The sequence below is a fragment of the Gallaecimonas mangrovi genome, assembly GCF_003367375.1.
GTDB classification, from domain to species: domain Bacteria; phylum Pseudomonadota; class Gammaproteobacteria; order Enterobacterales; family Gallaecimonadaceae; genus Gallaecimonas; species Gallaecimonas mangrovi.
Window position 1 is genome coordinate 1,983,960 of record NZ_CP031416.1, and the last position, 18,884, is coordinate 2,002,843.

12 protein-coding genes are annotated in these 18,884 nt (G+C 52.6%); all 12 read left to right on the forward strand.

Annotated elements, in window-relative coordinates; all coding sequences use genetic code 11:
• The first annotated feature begins 6 nt into the window (after window positions 1-6).
• Window positions 7-669, forward strand: coding sequence for an SIMPL domain-containing protein (locus DW350_RS09510; protein WP_115718636.1), 663 nt, complete (start codon window positions 7-9; stop codon window positions 667-669).
• A 121-nt stretch (window positions 670-790) separates the two neighbouring features.
• The gene (gene msrC / locus DW350_RS09515; protein ID WP_115718637.1) at window positions 791-1,264 is read left to right on the forward strand and encodes a free L-methionine (R)-S-oxide reductase MsrC; all 474 of its coding nucleotides are present in this window, start codon (window positions 791-793) and stop codon (window positions 1,262-1,264) included.
• Window positions 1,265-1,333: 69 nt separating this feature from the next.
• Window positions 1,334-1,948 (forward strand): RNA chaperone ProQ, encoded by a 615-nt coding sequence (proQ, locus tag DW350_RS09520; protein ID WP_115718638.1) that lies wholly within the window; start codon window positions 1,334-1,336, stop codon window positions 1,946-1,948.
• A 2-nt stretch (window positions 1,949-1,950) separates the two neighbouring features.
• A complete protein-coding gene (gene prc, locus DW350_RS09525) occupies window positions 1,951-3,981 on the forward strand; it encodes a carboxy terminal-processing peptidase (RefSeq protein WP_115718639.1) in 2,031 nt (676 codons plus the stop codon).
• An 82-nt stretch (window positions 3,982-4,063) separates the two neighbouring features.
• Complete coding sequence (locus tag DW350_RS09530; RefSeq protein WP_115718640.1) at window positions 4,064-5,440, forward strand: sodium-dependent transporter; 1,377 nt, start codon at window positions 4,064-4,066, stop codon at window positions 5,438-5,440.
• 40 nt (window positions 5,441-5,480) lie between these two features.
• A complete protein-coding gene (gene nhaC / locus DW350_RS09535) occupies window positions 5,481-6,944 on the forward strand; it encodes a Na+/H+ antiporter NhaC (RefSeq protein ID WP_115718641.1) in 1,464 nt (487 codons plus the stop codon).
• A gap of 52 nt (window positions 6,945-6,996) precedes the next feature.
• Window positions 6,997-9,504, forward strand: a complete 2,508-nt coding sequence (pepN, locus tag DW350_RS09540) for an aminopeptidase N (RefSeq protein ID WP_115718642.1) — start codon at window positions 6,997-6,999, stop codon at window positions 9,502-9,504.
• 2 nt (window positions 9,505-9,506) lie between these two features.
• On the forward strand, window positions 9,507-9,728 hold the full coding sequence (locus DW350_RS09545; protein WP_115718643.1) for a DUF2835 family protein: 222 nt from the start codon (window positions 9,507-9,509) through the stop codon (window positions 9,726-9,728).
• Window positions 9,729-10,049: 321 nt separating this feature from the next.
• Window positions 10,050-14,885: an NAD-glutamate dehydrogenase gene (locus tag DW350_RS09550; protein ID WP_115718644.1), complete on the forward strand. Its 4,836-nt coding sequence runs from the start codon at window positions 10,050-10,052 to the stop codon at window positions 14,883-14,885.
• A gap of 58 nt (window positions 14,886-14,943) precedes the next feature.
• Window positions 14,944-15,954, forward strand: coding sequence for a quinone-dependent dihydroorotate dehydrogenase (pyrD, locus tag DW350_RS09555; protein WP_115718645.1), 1,011 nt, complete (start codon window positions 14,944-14,946; stop codon window positions 15,952-15,954).
• Window positions 15,955-16,045: 91 nt separating this feature from the next.
• A complete protein-coding gene (locus DW350_RS09560) occupies window positions 16,046-16,594 on the forward strand; it encodes a cell division protein ZapC domain-containing protein (RefSeq protein ID WP_115718646.1) in 549 nt (182 codons plus the stop codon).
• 105 nt (window positions 16,595-16,699) lie between these two features.
• Entirely contained in the window at window positions 16,700-18,832 is a 2,133-nt protein-coding gene (gene rlmKL, locus DW350_RS09565; RefSeq protein ID WP_115718647.1) for a bifunctional 23S rRNA (guanine(2069)-N(7))-methyltransferase RlmK/23S rRNA (guanine(2445)-N(2))-methyltransferase RlmL, read from the forward strand.
• Window positions 18,833-18,884: the final 52 nt, after the last annotated feature.

Here is an 18,884-nt window from a genome sequence, read left to right on the forward strand (position 1 = left end):
GCAGCGATGAAAAAGGCAACGTTGATGGCGCTGGGTGCCATGTTACTGGCAAGCCCTGCAGTCTTTGCCGCCGAACGGTATATCGCCGTTAATGGGCAGGCCTCAGCGGCAGTGACACCGGATGAAGTGGTGTTAACGGTGGCTTTTAGTGATAACGGCCAAGAGGCCGACCAGCTGCTGGCCAATATTCGCCAGCAGGCACTGCCTTTTCTCGATGCCATCCAAAAACTGGGTATAGCCAAAGCCGATATCCAAGGTAGCCGCTTTGAGGTTTATCCCCGCTATGAAGACAGCAAGAACGTTGGCCTGACGGCGAAGCAGAGTTACCGCATAACGATGCATGAGTTTGCCCTTTACCCGAAAGTGTTAACTGCCGCCGTTACGGCCAAAGCCGACAACATTGGCCAGGCGCAATTGGCATACTCAAAACAACCGGAACTTTATAAAAAGCTGCTGGCCAAAGCGGTGAAGGATGCCAAAGAAAAGGCCACCATTTTGGCGCACGCTGGCGGTAGCCAACTTGGAAAAGTGATTAATATTGAAGAGCAGGGCAGCAACCGGTCGCCTGTTATTGCCATGAAGGTCATGGCTGCCAGAGCGCCAATACAAACACCGGGGCAAATAGAAGTGGATGCAGCGGTACAGGCCCGTTTTTCCATCAAGGATTAGCGCTTTGTGCCGCAAAATGCAGCTTTAAGCCTTTTACAGCGTAACGAAGCTGGACAGGGCACTGCCGACTACGTTATACCGACAGTTTAAATTCAAGGCCTTTGGGCGAAATCTGAAATTTATGAGTGACAAAGCCGCCTTTTATACCGATTTGACCCAGATGGCTATGGGGCTTATCGACGGCGAACCCGACCTAATTGCCAACCTGGCCAATATCAGTGCCGTATTAAACGACAATCTTGCTGATCTTAACTGGGTTGGTTTCTATCTTCTCCAAGGTGACACATTGGTGCTGGGGCCCTTTCAGGGCAAAGCGGCCTGTGTGCGCATCGAAGTAGGCAAGGGCGTTTGTGGCACCGCGGTTGCAGAAAAAGCCACCCAACGTGTTGCAGACGTACATGCTTTCCCTGGTCATATCGCCTGTGACGGCGCCTCCAATTCTGAGATAGTGGTGCCGTTAGTTGTTAATGGCAGCATTATTGGGGTGTTGGACGTCGATTCTCCTTCATTAAATCGTTTTGATGCCGAAGACGAGGCGGGCTTGAACGCGTTTGTTGACGCTTTAGGCAATGCCCTTGGCAAGACTGGTAAATAAGTCGTCGGTAAATTTAGAATAAGCCGCTACGCCAGTGACAAGGCTGGCGTATCAGGCAAAGGAATATTCATGGAACAAACTGAAAGCTCACCGAAACTCCCCGATACCAAGGCTGTGATCGCCTTTTTAGTCGAGAGTTTCCCTAATTGCTTTTCCATAAAAGGCGAAGCCAAACCGCTGAAAATTGGTGTTTTTCAGGACTTGGCTGAGCGTCTCGAAGGCGATGAGCGTGTATCAAAAACGCAATTGCGTGTGGCGCTTCGCCATTACACCAATGCTTGGCGCTACCTGCGTGGCGTTAAAGCGGGTGTGGCTCGTGTTGACTTGGACGGTAATGCCACAGATGCGGTTACCGACAGTGAAGCCGAGCACGCATTAACCAACCTGCATGAGTCCATGCGCAAGGCAGGTGTCGATCCGGATAAAAAGCCGCAACGTAAACCGGCTGAGTCCAAAGGACCGCGCGCCAACCCGAAAGCGAGCAAGCCCAAGCCGAAAGGTAAGGCGCCGCGCCTGGATATCAACAAACTCAGCATCGGCGACGAAGTCCGCGTGGTGGGTGGCCAGCGGCCACTGCCGGGTACCGTTGTTGCCGTCGACAAAGATTCAGTGCAGGTACAATTGGTGACCGGCATGGTCATGCATGTCAAAGGCGAGCATCTGATCGCCGCGAAGGGAGAGTAAGGATGGTAAAGGTGATTCGACTGGCCGCTCTGGCTGCGGCCATGGTTTCGACGTTCAGTTACGCGGTGCAACCGACGATAGCTGAATCGGCGTTACCCAAACTGGCACCTGAAGCTCAGCATACGACCGAGACCAAGCGGATCACCACCATGCTGCGCCGCTCCCACTACAAGCATTTCAACCTCGACAATAAATTGTCGGGCGAAATTCTTGACCGTTACCTTAAAAACCTCGATTACAACCGCAGCATCTTCCTGCAAAGCGACATCGATAGCTTTAACAAAGCCTACCGCGACCAGGTTGATGACGATTTAATTGAAGGTAACAACCAATGGGCTTATGCCATTTACGATTTGGCCATGAAGCGCCGCTACGAGCGTTTAGCTTATGCCTTGTCGCTGCTGGACAAGCCCATGGATTTCACCAAGCCAGACAAATATGCCTACGACCGCACCAAGGCGCCATGGGCGAAAAACGAAGCTGAGCTGAATGAAATTTGGCGGGAGCGGGTTAAATACGACGCCCTGAACTTAGACATGACGGGCAAAAAATGGCCCGATATCAAGAAAACCCTGACCAAGCGTTATAACAACGCCATCAAGCGGTTAACCCAGTCGCAAAGCGAAGATGTCTACGAGCTGGCAATGAACGCGTTCTGTGGTCAGCTCGACCCGCATACTAGCTATATGTCTCCCCGCAGTGCCGAGCGTTTCGATGTTGAAATGAATCTGCAACTGGAAGGCATTGGCGCGGTACTACAGTCGATTGACGACTACACCGTTATTGCCTCTTTGGTGAAAGGCGGCCCGGCCGACAAGTCTGGCGAGCTCAAGCCAGAAGATAAAATCATCGGCGTTGCCCAAGGTAAAAAGGGCGAGTTTGTTGACGTTGTTGGCATGCGCCTAGACGACGTTGTGGAACTGATTAAAGGTAAAAAAGGCACCGAAGTACGGCTGCAAATTCTGCCGGGCGGTTCGGTGTCGGCTAAGCCGAAAGTCATTACCTTGACCCGTGCCAAGGTGCGCTTGGAGGACCGCGCCGCCAAGGGCGAGGTCTACACCATTCCTTATGGCGAGTACAAAGGGCAGAAAGTAGGCGTGATTAACGTGCCTAGCTTCTACGTTGGCTTGTCTAAAGACGTGAAAAAAGAGCTGAAAAAGCTTGAGAAAGAGAAGGTCACATCGGTTGTTATGGATCTGCGCGGCAACGGTGGCGGCGCCTTAACCGAAGCCTCTGAGCTGACCGGTCTCTTTATTGACCAAGGCCCGGTAGTACAAGTACGCACCGGCGACGGCCGCGTTGATGTGGAAGGCGATAGCGACGGTGAAGTTACCTACAGCGGCCCGCTGACAGTATTGATTGACCGTTACAGTGCCTCGGCGTCCGAGATCTTCTCCGCTGCCCTGCAAGACTATGGCCGGGCGCTCATAATCGGTCAAAACTCTTACGGCAAAGGCACTGTGCAGCAGCACCGTGGCGTCGGTCGTTTGTACGATATGTTCGACCACAAAATGGGCTTTGTGCAGTTCACCATTGCCAAGTTCTACCGCATCAATGGCGGCAGCACGCAGCATAAAGGGGTGAAACCAGATGTCACCTTGCCGCCGGAAATCGACCCTGAAAAAGTCGGTGAAAGCACCAACGACAACGCGCTGCCGTGGGACCAAATTCCACCGGCCCAGTACCAGCCCTACAATATGGTTAGCCATGTTGCTGAGCTGCAAAAGCTGGACGATGCCCGTTTGGCCAAGGACCCTCGTTATGCTTACGTACTGGCTGAAATCAAAAAGTACAACGAGCATAAAGACGACAAAACCGTGTCCTTGAACAAGGCGGACCGCGAGAAAGAGCGCAAAGAGGATGAGGCGACACGTCTTAAGCGCATTAACACCTGGGCCGAGTATGAAGGCAAGAAACCCTTCAAGACCCTGGATGATGTGCCAAAAGACTTCAAACTCCCCGATGTGGAGCTGGCGGAAGCCGCCCGTATCACCATCGATTATGAAAAAATCGACCACTTGAATAAAAAATGAGATAAGGCCCCGATTTCGGGGCCTTTTTTCATTTGGCCCCCTCTGCTAGGGTTTTAACACCTCATAACAAGAAGGAAGGGTCATGCAGCAGGGTAGTGCTTCAAAAGACTCAACACGTTGGTCAAGTCGTTTTGCCTACATTCTTGCCGCCACTGGTGCCGCGGTGGGCCTTGGCAATATCTGGAAATTTCCTTACATCACTGGTGAAAACGGCGGCGGTGCTTTCGTACTGGTGTATCTGGTCTGTATCCTCTTTATTGGCATTCCGGTGATGATGGCCGAAGTCTCTATCGGTAAGTTTGGGCGCCATACGCCGGGAAAATCCACAGTCGAGGTCGCCAAAGCTTCCGGTAAACCGGCCTTTTGGGGCTTTATTGGCTGGATGGGCGTGCTGTCTGGCTACCTTATTTTGTCGTTTTATGTGGTGATCACCGGCTGGGGGCTTGCTTATATCTTTAAAGCCGCTGACGGGGCCTTCGGTAATGGTACACCGGCGCACATCCAAACCCTTTTCGCCGATTTAACCGCTAATGGTTGGGCCCTGGTGGGCTGGACCAGCCTGGTGGTGCTGGGCACGGTGCTGGTGGTAGGGAAGGGCGTTAAAGCCGGGCTTGAGCGGGCCGTTTCTGCCTTGATGCCGATTTTATTTTTACTGCTCATTATCCTGGCGGTCTATGCAGCCATTGAAGGGGATTTTTGGGCAGCGCTGCACTTTATGTTTGACCCGGACTTTTCCAAGCTCACCATCAACGGAGTGGTGGTGGCTCTTGGCCATTCGTTTTTCACCCTGAGCTTGGCGTCGGGGATCATGATCATGTACGGCGCTTACCTGCCGGAAGGCGTTTCCATTGCCAAAAGCTCGTTATGGATAGCCTTCTTTGACACCCTGGTGGCACTGATTGCCGGTATGGCTATCTATCCGATAGTTTTTGAACACCACTTGGCACCGGGCTCAGGCCCGGGGCTCATTTTCCAAACCCTGCCGATTGCCTTTGGGCAAATGCCGGGTGGTCAATTGGTAGGCACCTTGTTTTTCATCATGCTGGTGTTCGCCGCCTTTACCTCGGCGCTGGCGCTGATTGAATCTTCGGTGGCCTGGCTGGTGGAAAAGCGCGGTTTTAGTCGCTGGGCGGCCGCTTTTACCGCCGGTTTTGGCATTTGGCTGCTGTCCCTTGGTACCATTGCTGCCACCTGTGGGCTACCGATCGCCATCTTCAACACCCCCTGGGGCCAAACCAACTTTTTTGACGCCCTTGATTATCTAACCGCCAATATTCTGCTGCCCATCGGCGGATTATTGCTGGCCGTCTTTACTGGCTGGATCGCTAACAAAAAATTGATTGCCGATATGATAGATTCGCCAGCGGTATTTCGGTTATGGCAACCGATCATCAAATTTTTGGCACCTATCGCCATTTTGCTTGTCTTCTTGCAGTTGGTGGGCATTATTCACCTTTAAAACAACAGAAGGGCACTGACAGGCCCCATAAGAGAACCAGATGAAAGAACAGACCAAAGCCCCATCCTTTTGGGATGCATTGATACCTGTGGTTGTTTTGATCGCCTTATTAGCCGCCTCGGTGGCGCTATTTCATGACGATTCATCCTACGGGCCAAACCAAATAGCCCTGCTGCTGGCGACCATGGTGGCCACCATCATTGCCATGAAAAATGGCCATAAATGGCTGGAAATTGAAAAGGGCATTATTAAAGGCATCAGTATTTCCCTTGGGGCAGTACTGATTTTGCTGGCTGTGGGCGCCTTAATTGGTACCTGGCTGCTGGCTGGCACCGTGCCCAGCCTGATTTACTTCGGCCTGAAGTTGCTCAGCCCCAGTATTTTCTTTGCTGCCTCCTGCGTGATTTGCGCGGTGGTGTCATTGTCGATTGGCTCTAGCTGGACCACCGCTGCCACCATCGGTGTGGCGTTGATGGGTGTTGCCAGTGGTTTGGGCTTGTCACAAGTTATCACCGCTGGTGCTGTGGTCTCTGGCGCTTATTTTGGCGATAAACTATCGCCACTGTCTGACACTACCAACCTGGCGCCAGCCGTTGCCGGCTCTGATTTGTTCTCGCATATTCGCCATATGATGTGGACCACAGTGCCGTCGTTTGTACTGGCTCTTATCATTTTCTTGGCGCTGGGCTTTGGTGCCAGTGGCCACGCGTCCTCAGCACGGATTGACAGTATCTTAAGCGGGCTGGAAGGCACCTTTAGTATCTCTATTTGGCACTTGGTGCCGTTAGTGGTGCTGCTAGTATTGGCAGTGCGTAAAATGCCGGCATTTCCTGCCGTTTTTATTGGCGCTTTGCTGGGGGCGGTGTGGGCGTTGTTGTTTCAGCATCCGTTGGTGGAAAAGCTGGCCGGTCATACCGATTTGGTGAGTTCGTTAAAGCTGGTTTGGTCAACGCTTTTTAACGGCGTTACCATCGAAACCGGTAACAGTACCTTGGATAAACTGCTCTCTGGTGGCGGCATGAGTTCGATGCTAAACACCGTATGGCTCATTATGTGCGCCATGGCCTTTGGCGCGGTAATGGAACGCACCGGGCTGCTGCGCCGCTTGATCCAAGGGTTGCTGGGGGCTGCTAAAAGCACCGGCAGCTTGGTGGCTGCCACAATAGGCACCTGTATCAGCACCAATATTCTGACCGCTGATCAGTACATGTCTATCGTGATCCCGGGGCGAATGTACAAGGAAGAATTTGAACGTCGCGGCTTGGCACCTGTCAATTTGTCGCGTTCCTTGGAAGATGGCGGTACCATTACCTCCGCTTTGGTGCCGTGGAACACCTGTGGTGCGTACATGCATTCGGTGCTGCATGTTTCCCCGGCCGACTATATTTTTTATGCTTTCTTTAATCTCATAAACCCAGTGCTGGCGATTATCTACGCTTATCTGGGAATTAAGATCCTCAAGCTGCAGCCGCCTCATGTGCATTCATCAACGGCGCAGCAGTAAAATTTGATTAAAAAGCCCGGCGTTGCCGGGCTTTGACCATCAAGGAGATGACATGGCCAACAAGGCTGTAAAACGTTTGGCAGACTATCAGTCTCCCGCCTTCCTTATCACGCATCTGGATCTGACTTTTGAACTGGATGACACCCAAACCCGTGTCACCGCCGTCAGCAAATTGAAGAAGAACGGTACCGACAGTGCCTTACGCCTCGATGGCGAGCACCTAGAACTGGTATCGGTTGAATTAGACGGTAAAACCGTTGAGCCCCGCTTTGAAAACGAGCAACTGGTGATTGATGTTGCCGGTGACAGTGGCGAGCTGAAAATTGTTACCCTGACCAATCCTTCCACCAATACCGCCCTTGAAGGCCTTTACAAGTCCGGTGGCGCGTTTTGCACCCAGTGCGAAGCCGAAGGCTTTCGCCGTATCACCTATTTTATGGACCGCCCCGATGTGCTGGCCATTTACAGCAGCAAGGTGATTGCCGATAAAGAAAAATACCCACAGCTGTTGTCCAACGGTAACTTGGTGGAATGCGGCGACCTCGACGGTGGCCGTCACTTTGCAACCTGGCAAGACCCATTCCCTAAACCCTGTTACCTCTTCGCTTTGGTGGCGGGCGACTTTGATATTCTTGAAGACAGCTTCACCACCATGAGCGGCCGCGATGTGTTGCTGCAAATCTATGTGGATAAAGGCCGCCGCGCCCAAGCCACCCATGCCATGACCGCCCTTAAAGCATCCATGAAGTGGGACGAAGACACCTACGGCCTGGAGTACGATCTCGACCGCTTCATGATTGTGGCGGTGGATTTCTTCAACATGGGCGCCATGGAAAACAAAGGCCTTAACGTCTTTAACGCCAAATTCGTGCTGGCCGATGACAACACCGCTACTGATGCAGACTACGACCGCATTGCCGGCATTATCGCCCACGAGTATTTCCACAACTGGACCGGTAACCGCGTTACCTGCCGTGACTGGTTCCAGCTGAGCCTCAAAGAAGGCTTGACCGTCTTTCGCGACCAGTCCTTTAGCGCCGATTGGGCGGGCTCGTCTGCCACCCGTATTCACGAAGCGCAATTGATGCGTACCGCCCAGTTTGCCGAAGATGCGGGCCCCATGAGCCATCCCATCCGGCCGCAAGAAGTGGTGGAAATGAATAACTTCTACACCGTTACCGTCTATGACAAAGGTGCAGAAGTAATTCGTATGTTGCATGGTCTGTTGGGTAAGGCCGGTTTTCGCGCCGGTATGGACTTGTACTTCAAGCGCCACGACGGCAAGGCCGTTACCTGTGACGATTTCGTTGACGCCATGGCCGATGCCAACGACGTTGACTTAACCGCCTTTAAAGGTTGGTACAGTCAGTCAGGCACGCCCATTGTGACCGTCACCGAGCTTTGGGAGAACGGCCAATACGGCCTCAAACTCAGCCAAGTTACACCGCCCACCGCTGACCAAAAAGAAAAAGGGCCTTTGCCGCTGCCGTTTGCCATCGAGCTGTTAGGCCACAGCAAACAAGTGCTGCAACTGCAAGGCGCCGAGCAAACTTTTGCCCTGGGTCACTTTGACGAAAAGCCGGTGCTGGCACCGCTTTGTGGCTTCTCAGCACCGGTTAAATTGGTGTTTGAGCAATCTGACGACGAGTTGGCAGCCTTGATGGAAAAAGCCGAAGACGGCTTTGTGCGCGTCGATGCGGCTGAACGCTTACTGCAGCGCCTGGTTGCCGCCTGGCTTGAAGGCCAAGAGCACCCAGCCCTTGAGCTGTGGCTTAACGCGTTGCACGGCATTGCCAGCCGTCCGTTGACCGATGCCTTCTTGGACGCCGAACTCTTTAAAGTGCCGTCGGTTAACGCCATGCTCGGCTGGTTTGAAAACATCGACCTCGATGGTCTGGTGGCAGCTCGTACCCGTCTTCGCAGCCAAGTGCGTGAACGCCTGTTTGCGGTGCTGCATGACCGTTATCAGATGGTCAAAGACGTTAAAGAGAAGGGCGCCCGTGCCCTGACCAATAGCCTTTTAGTGCTGCTGGCCGAGTCGTTGGAAAATGCCATCGAAGAACGTTACTTCCAAGCCCGTAACATGACCGAGCGTCAAGGCGCTTTGGCCGCGGCGGTGGCCGGTAACCTTGCCATCAGCGACAAACTGCTTAGCGACTTTGACGACAAGTTTGGTGACAACCTGCAAGTAATGGACAAGTGGTTAATGCTGCAAGGCCAGCGCAGCGGTGCGCTTAAGCGTATGCCCAAGCTCACCGAGCACAGCGCCTTTAGCTGGAATAACCCTAACCGCACCCGTTCCTTGATTGGTGTCTTTATCGCCCATAACCCAGAAGCCCATTCCGATGCCGGTTACCAGTGGTTAAGTGAAGTGTTGCCGAAGCTTGATAGCATCAACCCGCAAGCAACAGCGCGTATGGTTGGGCCCTTGCTGCAATGGCGCCGCTTTGATGCCAAACGCCGCCAAAGCTTGGAAGCGCTGCTAACAGGCCTGCAAACGCCTACCACCTCGGCCGACCTTGGTGAACTGCTGGGCAAGGCCCTGGCGAAAAAGGACTGACCATGCGTCAGTTTGCTCTGACCATTGACTTTGACTATGGACAGCTTCAGGCCGCTTACGAGCGGCCTGATACCCGCCTTTTGCTTCGTGCCGAAGGCGGGCAGCTACTTTCCATTCCCTTTCGTCATCTGCGCCCTTACGTCAGTAATATGGGCATTCACGGCCGCTTTGCGGTTGAACTGGATGAGCGTAATCACATTCTGCGTTTTTATGCGCTGCCTTAACCTTGACCCACCCATTTGCCATTACCAAAATTAATGCCGCTTTGACGTTAACGTAAACTCAAGCTGGTGTTTTTTAATATTTCTGCTAATACAGTAGGTTAGCGTAAAAGTGTGATCTGAATCGTTATCTGTAATTTTGCTTGTTGACTCTCGCAACTGCTACCGGAAAGGCATAGAATTGTCGGTGTTTTCAAGTGCCGCTGAAACTGTGACGCTTGTTAGACATCAACAGGTTTTAAACCTGCACATGCATTTGGTTTCACTCATTATTTTAGGCCTGCGGTAAATCCGCTTCGCGGGTTCCTAAGGGAAGAGAGTCTCATGGCACTGATAGACGGTCATTCGTCCGTACTGCTAGACAACGTTTGCAAGCTTATTAACACCAAAGTTCCTTCTGATCGCGCCCCGCTCATCACCGATTTTGTGCAAAAAATCTATGCCACCATGTCTGTCGACGACTTTGCCGGTCGTAACGACGCTGACCTATATGGCGCGGCGCTGAGCCTCTGGAATGCTCTTAATAAAAAGAAGGGCGGCGATAGCTACATTCGCGTATTTAATCCTGAAGTCAGCCGTGACGGCTGGCAGTCAAGCCACACCATTATCGAGATCGTGCACGACGATATGCCGTTTTTGGTGGACTCCATTCGTATGGCGCTTAGTCGTCATGCCATCACGTCGCATTTGATGCTGCATATTCCCATGGCCTTTGCCCGGGATAAGCAAGGCCAGGTCACGGCGCTTCGCCGCTTGAGCGAAAAGCGCAAGGCCGACCGCGCCGAAACCGTGTTTTTGATTGAAGTTGACCGGCAAACCGAGCAGCAGGTTATTGACGACCTTACCGACGAATTACATGCCGTGCTGGCCGATGTCACCCTGGCCGTGACCGACTGGCAACCCATGCAAGAGCGCATGGACGACGTCATTTCCCGTATTGAAAAGGCTGAACTGCCGGTAGAAAAAGAAGAACGCATCGAGGTTGATGCCTTTTTACGTTGGGTTAATGACCATAACTTCACCCTGATGGGCTATCGCTATTACGCCATCGAGCCGGTAAAAGGCGATTATGAGCTGCGCCCACAACTGGACAGCAGCTTAGGGCTGATGCGCACCGCCAAAGAGGCCCATAAGCGCAGCCTGTCGGCCCTGGGCGATAGCGCCTGGGAAGAAGCCCTAAGCCCGCATCTGTTGGTGCTGACCAAAACCAATTCCAAATCGCGAGTACATCGCCCGGCTTATATCGACTACATCGGTATCAAGCGCTTTGACGAGCAAGGCCAGGTGGTGGGTGAAGACCGCTTTATCGGCCTTTATGCCTCCAGCGTTTACAACAACTCGGCGATGCAAATTCCAATGATCCGCAAAAAATTGCAGCGGGTAATGGAAAACTCCGGTTTTGCCAAAGGCAGCCACGCTTACAAAGCGCTGATGAACATCCTGGAAACCTATCCGCGGGATGAACTGATCCAGGCCAAAGAAGACGAGCTAATGCAGGTTGGCCTTGGCGTGCTGCAAATGCAAGAGCGTGACCGTACTCGCTTGTTTGTGCGCAAAGACGTTTTTGGCCGTTATTACTCTTGCATGGTCTACGTCACCAAAGAGCGCTACAACACCCAGCTGCGCATCACCACCCAGCGCATTTTGGCGCAAGCATTAGGCTCTACCGAGGAAGTGGAATTTACCACTTATTTTTCTGAATCTGCCCTGTGCCGCACCCATTACCTGGTGCGGGTCAAGGACGCTGACAAAGATATCAACGTGAAAGAAATCGAAGCGAACCTCATTGAAGCGGCCCGGAGCTGGGAAGACAAACTAGAAGCGGCGCTACTGTCGATTCACGGTGAAGCCAACGGTAAAAAGCTGGCGCGTAAATACGTGCAGGCATTCCCGCGCTCATACAAAGAAGAAGTGCTGCCGTCTACCGCTGCCGTCGATATTGCCCAGCTTGAATCGTTAAATGACGACCACCAGCTCAGCATGCTGTTTTACCGGCCGCAAGAGTTTCGTAACCCGCGGTTAGTGAAGCTAAAACTGTTCCATAAAGATCAGCCTATTTATCTGTCTGATGTGATGCCGATGCTTGAAAACATGGGCCTTCGCATTATCGGTGAGCGGCCATGCGAAGTGCGCACCACCGACGGCAACCCCTACTGGGTGCTGGATTTCTACATGGAGCTGACCGGCGCTAACGAAATAAGCCTCGAAGAAAGCCAGCACCGCTTCCAAGACGCCTTTGCCAAGGTCTGGAGCGGCGATTTTGAAGACGACGGCTTTAACAAGCTGGTATTGGGCGCCGGGCTTTATGGCCGCGAAGTGGTTATTTTGCGTGCCTTTGCCAAGTACATGCGCCAAATCGGCTCGTCTTTCAGCCAGTCTTATATCGAAGAAACCCTGGTGCGTTACCCGCATTTGGCACAAATGCTGGTGCAGCTCTTTACCAAGCGCTTTGACCCGAAAAAACCGGCGGCTGAAAAAACCCTGGAAAAACTGGTCAGCCAGATCAATGACGAGCTGGAACAAGTATCCAACCTCGATGACGACCGCATTATCCGCTCTTATGTGGAATTGATTTGCGCCACTTTGCGCACCAACTTCTTCCAAAAAGACGGCAGCGGCAACGAGAAGCCGTATATTTCGTTCAAGATGAAGCCGGACATGATCTCCGATATGCCATTACCACTGCCGGCATTCGAGATTTTTGTTTACAGCCCGCGGGTTGAAGGTGTGCACCTTCGTGGTGGCAAAGTTGCCCGTGGCGGCCTGCGTTGGTCTGACCGCCGTGAAGATTTCCGCACTGAAGTGCTGGGTCTGGTAAAAGCCCAGCAGGTTAAAAATACCGTGATTGTACCGGTAGGCGCCAAGGGCGGCTTTGTCTGTAAAAAGCTGCCAACCAGTGGTGGCCGTGACGCCTTCTTAGCCGAAGGCAAGGCCTGCTACCGCACCTTTATTCGCGCGCTGCTGGATATCACCGATAACATCAAAGGCGGTGAAGTCATACCGCCGGTTGATGTGGTACGTCACGACGAAGACGACCCTTACTTAGTGGTTGCTGCCGACAAGGGGACCGCCACTTTCTCGGATATTGCCAACGGCATTGCCGAAGAATATGGCCACTGGCTGGGCGATGCCTTCGCGTCAGGTGGCTCTGTGGGTTATGACCACAAGAAAATGGGCATTACCGCCCGGGGCGCTTGGGAGTCGGTGAAACGCCACTTCCGGGAAATGGCGATTGATTGCCAAACCACCGACTTTACCGCCGTAGGTATTGGCGACATGGCGGGGGATGTGTTCGGTAACGGTATGCTGCTTTCCAAGCACACCCGTTTGCTGGCTGCCTTTAACCATATGCACATCTTCATCGATCCGGAGCCGGATACCGAAAAAAGCTTTGCTGAGCGCCAGCGACTGTTTGATTTGCCCACCAGCACCTGGGAAGACTACGACAAGTCGCTTATCTCCGAAGGTGGCGGTATTTTCAGCCGTAGCCAAAAAGCCATTAAGCTCAGCACACAAATGAAACGGATGCTGGACACCAAAAAAGCCAGCATGACGCCAAACGAGCTGATGAAAGCTATTTTGCAGATGGATGTGGATCTGCTGTGGAACGGCGGCATCGGCACCTATGTTAAAGCCAGCCTTGAAAGCCATGCCGAAGTGGGCGACCGTGCCAACGATGCCTTGCGCATTAGCGGTAATGAGCTGCGTGCCAAAGTGGTAGGCGAGGGCGGTAACCTGGGCCTAACCCAGCGTGGCCGTATTGAATATGCCCTGAAAGGTGGCCGTATCAATACCGATTTTGTGGATAACGTTGGCGGCGTGGATTGCTCCGATAACGAAGTCAATATCAAAATCTTGCTTAACACCTTGGTGCACGATGGCGATATGACCCGCAAACAGCGGGACAAGCTGCTTTACGAAATGACCGACGAAGTCGCGCGCATCGTTTTGGAAGACTGCTACGAGCAAACCCACTCTATTTCCATTACTGAACTTCGTGGTGGCGGTGCCCTTAAAGAGCAAAGCCGCTTTATTCAGGAACTGGAAAAAGCCGGTAAGTTAGACCGAGCACTCGAGTTTTTACCCAGTGAAGACGAGCTCACCGAGCGGGCAGCGCAAGGCAAAGGCTTAACTCGCCCAGAACTGTCAGTACTGCTCGCTTACGGCAAAATGGTACTTAAAGAGCAATTTAACGTACCCGAAATCACTGAAGATGCTTACCACTCGCTGCTGCTCAAGGCGAACTTCCCACAGGTATTGCAAGACAAATTTAGCGGCGCCATGGCGAACCACCCGCTAAAAGGCGAAATTATTGCCACCCAACTGGCCAACCGTATCACCAACGATATGGGCCTTAACTTTGTGCATCGAATGATGGACGAAACCGGCGGCACAGTGGTGGATATCGCCCATAGCTACGCTATGGCAGCAGCCATTTTTGACTTGCGCCGACTGTGGGACCAAGTGACCAGCCTAGATAACCAGGTCACCACCGACGTGCAGTCAGAGCTGCTGTTTGAACTGCGCCGCACTGTGCGCCGGGCAACCCGCTGGTTCCTGCGCCATCGCAATAAAGCGATGAGCATCGAAGAAGGCGTCGCCTTCTACAAGGGCGCTGTAGAGCAGGTGAAAGGCCAGTTGCTGGACTTTATGGTGCCAGAGGAAGCCGATGGTATTCGCGCCGAAGCCGAGCGTTTAGTCGAAGCCGGGGTGCCTAAATCGTTGGCGTATGAAATTGAACAGCTCTCTAGCCTGTTCTGCGTTATGGATATTGCCGAAGTGGCGCAACAACACCAGCAACCGGAAATTTTGGTGGCCGCCAGCTACTTTAAGCTGGGCGCCGAACTGGGCTTGCATTGGTTCTTGGAACAAATCATTGGCCAACCGGTTAATAACCATTGGCAGGCACTGGCTCGCGCTTCCTATCGTGAAGAGCTTGATTGGCATCAACGGCAACTAACCGCAGCGGTGTTGCAAAGCGGTGATAAAGGCGCTGATGTTGATAGCTGGATTGAAAGCCACGAAGCGATATTGCAGCGCTGGAACCAAATGTTGTCTGAGTTCAGAACCAGCCAAACCAATGAGTTTGCTAAATACTCAGTGGCGCTGCGCGAGCTGGGCATTTTGATTCATCACTGCCAACAACCCACTAACGCCTGAGTTTGTGGGTATAATGCGAAACCTCGGCCTTGTGCCGAGGTTTTTTTTGGGAGGTGACATGTATTCCTTGCTTAAGCCGTTGTTGTTTCGCATGGATCCAGAGCGGGTTCACGACTTAACTATCAATAATCTGTCCTGGTTGGGAAAAAGCCCATTAAGAGGCTTAATTTCACAATCTGTGGCTGACAAACCGGTCGAATTGATGGGGCTAACTTTTAAAAACCCAGTTGGTCTTGCCGCCGGGTTAGATAAAAATGGCGCCTGTATTGATGCCTTTGCTGCCATGGGCTTTGGCTTTGTGGAAGTTGGCACCGTTACGCCAAGGCCGCAGCCGGGCAACCCCAAGCCGCGTTTGTTCCGCTTGCCTGAGGCCAACGCCATTATCAACCGCATGGGGTTTAATAACCTTGGGGTTGATAACCTGGTCAACAATGTTAAGGCCTCGAACTACAACGGCATTCTTGGCATCAACATCGGCAAAAACAAAGATACGCCGGTGGAGAAGGGCACCGAGGATTACCTTATCTGCCTTGATAAGGTTTACCCCCATGCCTCTTATGTGACGGTCAATATCTCTTCGCCAAACACTCCCGGGCTTCGTAGCATGCAATACGGCGAAGCCTTTGACGAACTGTTGTCTGCGGTTAAGGCCCGCCAGCAGCAGCTGGCCGACCAACACGGCCGCTATGTGCCGGTGGTGGTGAAAATTGCCCCTGACATGAATGACGATGAGTTGCAGTCGGTGGCAGATTGCCTGCGTCGCCATCATATGGACGGGGTTATTGCCACTAACACCACCTTGGCTCGCACCGGGGTAGAGCACCTTGAGCATGGCAATGAAGCCGGCGGTTTGTCTGGGCAACCGGTTAAAGTGCTCAGTACCCAAACCGTAACCAAACTCAAGGATATGCTGGCTGGCGAGTTGCCCATTATTGGTGTTGGCGGTATAGATTCTGCGCAATCTGCTCAGGAAAAAGTCAATGCAGGGGCCGATCTTTTACAGATCTATACCGGTTTTATTTACCAAGGGCCCGCGCTAGTTAAGGCGATCGTTGACGCGATCAAATGATCGCTGAACGATCCTGAACATCTTGGAAAAAACCTTTAAATTTCAGGATCATGCTGTATAATTTTTGATACTTGCATCAGGGAGATATCGCATGATTCTGGAACCGGCCCACAATTGGGTCTGGCAATTTGACCAACAGCAAAATCAGCTCGCCATCGAGTTGGGTGGGCTGCTGTTCATGACGCCATATGGCTCCAAGTGGCTTATTCCTGATGCCCGCCTGGGTGGTGGCTTTGACGTTGATGACGCCCAATATTATGAAACGGTCATTGACGCCTTAGCGCCTTACGACAATTTGTCGGACCCGCAGCGGGTACAGGTAGCACTAAACGCCTGCGCCATTCGCCGTTTTGCCAAGCCGTCGATGCCAAAAAGCTGGTTTTTTGCCGAGAACCCGCAGCCGGTGGCCACCGCGCAAGGGCCAGCGTTGGTATCGCTGCAAACCGCCTTTGGCCGTGGTCAGTGCTTAGCCGTTGAGAGCTACGATTCAAACGCAACATTATGTATGTTGCTAGACGGGCCTCTTGGGCTATCAGATAGCCAAACCCTTGATAATTTTCAGGTGGTTAAGGTGATGAACAATCGCTTGTGGCCGTCAAAGTGGCAACGCCTGTCAGACCCATTAAAACGGGTTAGCTAAAAGCCGCCACTCTGGCGGCTTTTTTTGTATTTATCGAAGGCCGCGCTTTGAGCTTGCCCCCGCCAAAGCGCTATAATCGCGGACCAATTTGGTCAGGACCCTCTCATGTCGCAACTTTTTATTACCTGTGCACCCGCCATGGAAGCTTTATTGGTGGATGAACTGGCGTTGCTGGATATTCCAGCCAAACCCGGCCATGGCGGCGTTAAAGCCGATGCCACCTTAGAAAACGCCTATCGCATTTGCTTGTGGTCGCGTTTAGCAAGCCGGGTATTATGGCCATTGATTGAGGGGCCTGCCGAAACAGCAGATGACATTTATGCCTTGGCCTCACAGGTATTGTGGCCGTCACATTTCTCGGTAAATAAACGTTTTGCGGTAGATTTTACCGGTGCCAGTCGCGAGATACGCCACACCCAGTTTGGCGCCATGAAAATCAAAGACGCCATTGTTGATGTTTTTCGTGAAGAGCGGGGCCAGCGCCCGGAAGTCGACGTTAAAGAAGCCGATATTCGTGTTCATGCGCACTTGGGTAAAAGGGGCTTGGCTATTTACCTCGACTTGGTGGGTAAGCCACTGCACCAGCGCGGTTATCGCACCCAAGCTGGCGCTGCGCCACTGAAAGAGTCTTTGGCGGCGGCCATTTTATATAAACTTGGCTGGCACAAGGATAACGGCCTTGATTACTTGGTTGACCCCATGTGTGGCTCTGGCACCCTCGTGATTGAAGCGGCCCTTATTCGTGGTAAACGTGCCCCTGGCCTTAAACGCAGTTTTGCCTTTGAAAACTGGAGCCACCATGACAGCAGTATCTGGGCCCAGGAACTTACCGCCGCCATTGATGCTGCGGTGCCAATCGAAAGCCATTTCTTTGGTTTTGATAGTGACAAGCGGGTGATTGAAAAGGCCCGTAATAACGCCAAAGCCGCCGGGGTAGGGCGCGCGCTTACCTTTGAAACTCAGCCACTTAAAAACTTGGGCGAAAAGCCCGGTGAACGCGGCCTTATTCTTTGTAACCCGCCCTATGGTGAACGCTTAGGTGACATGGCAGAGGTACTGTACCTTTACAGAGAACTTGGCGTTAAAGCCCGCCAATTTATGGGGTGGCGGCTTGGGGTTTACACTGGCAGTCCAGAAAGTTTGCGCCAATTAAAGCTGTTAAAGTCCAACCAGTGGCAACTTAACAACGGCGCCCTTGAAGCAGTATTAGCCAGTTACGAGCTTGACGAGCGTCAAGGTGAGGCTCCTCGCGAGGCGCCCGCTGAAGTGGTGCAGTCGGCCCTTAGTGGCCCGGTTGAAGCCTATGCCAACCGCCTTAAAAAGAATATCAAGGCACTGGAAAAATGGGCCAAGCGCGAAGGCATTGAAGCTTACCGGCTTTATGATGCCGACCTGCCGGAATACAACGCTGCCGTTGACCGCTATGGTGATTGCATTGTCATTCAAGAATACGCCCCGCCGAAAACCATTGAGCCCGAAAAGGCGGCCCGGCGCCTGCAAGATTTGATTGTGGCCACCGTCGCTGTAACCGGTGTTAAAGCCGATAATATCGCCGTTAAAACCCGTGCCCGGCAAAGTGGCAGCAACCAGTATGAAAAGCTCGAGAGCCGCCATAAATACATGTGGGTAGAAGAATACGGCGTGCGCTGCCGGGTTAACCTTTTTGACTACTTGGATTCAGGCCTGTTTTTAGATCACCGCCTAACCCGCAAATGGGTGGGTGAACAAGCCAAAGGCAAGCGCTTTTTAAACCTCTTTTGCTACACCGGCACCGCAACCTTGCATGCCGCCAAAGGCGGTGCCCTCACCACCACTTCGGTGGACATGTCGCGCACCTACCTCGATTGGGCAGCGGAGAACCTGCGCGGTAACGGCTTTAAAGGGCGCGAGCATCAGTTGGCGCAAGCGAATGTGCTGGACTGGCTTAACCGTAGCCAGGAAAAGTTCGACCTGGTGTTTTTAGACCCACCGACCTTTTCCAACTCCAAACGTATGGAAGCCAGCTTTGATGTACAGCGCGACCATGTTGAGCTGCTGGATGCGGTAAGTTACGTGTTAAGCCCGGGGGCGGTGGTGATTTTCTCTAACAACAAGCGTCACTTTAAGTTAGACAACGCTGCGGTTGAGGAAATGGGCTTTCAAATTGAAGACGTGAGCCGCGCCACCTTACCGGAAGATTTCAAGCGCAATCCCCACATTCATGTGTGTTTTAAGCTGGTATTTGCCCCCAGAGACTGACACTCTTTGTAGCCAATAAATAAGGGCAGCCTGGCTGCCCTTTAACACGAAT

Bases quoted from the DNA above. Each gene is read 5' to 3' on its own strand.
- DW350_RS09510 (WP_115718636.1), top strand. From the start codon at position 7: ATGAAAAAGGCAACGTTGATGGCGCTGGGTGCCATGTTACTGGCAAGC.
- proQ (WP_115718638.1), top strand. From the start codon at position 1,334: ATGGAACAAACTGAAAGCTCACCGAAACTCCCCGATACCAAGGCTGTG.
- DW350_RS09560 (WP_115718646.1), top strand. From the start codon at position 16,046: ATGATTCTGGAACCGGCCCACAATTGGGTCTGGCAATTTGACCAACAG.
- rlmKL (WP_115718647.1), top strand. From the start codon at position 16,700: ATGTCGCAACTTTTTATTACCTGTGCACCCGCCATGGAAGCTTTATTG.
- DW350_RS09545 (WP_115718643.1), top strand. From the start codon at position 9,507: ATGCGTCAGTTTGCTCTGACCATTGACTTTGACTATGGACAGCTTCAG.
- DW350_RS09530 (WP_115718640.1), top strand. From the start codon at position 4,064: ATGCAGCAGGGTAGTGCTTCAAAAGACTCAACACGTTGGTCAAGTCGT.
- DW350_RS09550 (WP_115718644.1), top strand. From the start codon at position 10,050: ATGGCACTGATAGACGGTCATTCGTCCGTACTGCTAGACAACGTTTGC.
- pepN (WP_115718642.1), top strand. From the start codon at position 6,997: ATGGCCAACAAGGCTGTAAAACGTTTGGCAGACTATCAGTCTCCCGCC.
- pyrD (WP_115718645.1), top strand. From the start codon at position 14,944: ATGTATTCCTTGCTTAAGCCGTTGTTGTTTCGCATGGATCCAGAGCGG.
- prc (WP_115718639.1), top strand. From the start codon at position 1,951: ATGGTAAAGGTGATTCGACTGGCCGCTCTGGCTGCGGCCATGGTTTCG.
- msrC (WP_115718637.1), top strand. From the start codon at position 791: ATGAGTGACAAAGCCGCCTTTTATACCGATTTGACCCAGATGGCTATG.
- nhaC (WP_115718641.1), top strand. From the start codon at position 5,481: ATGAAAGAACAGACCAAAGCCCCATCCTTTTGGGATGCATTGATACCT.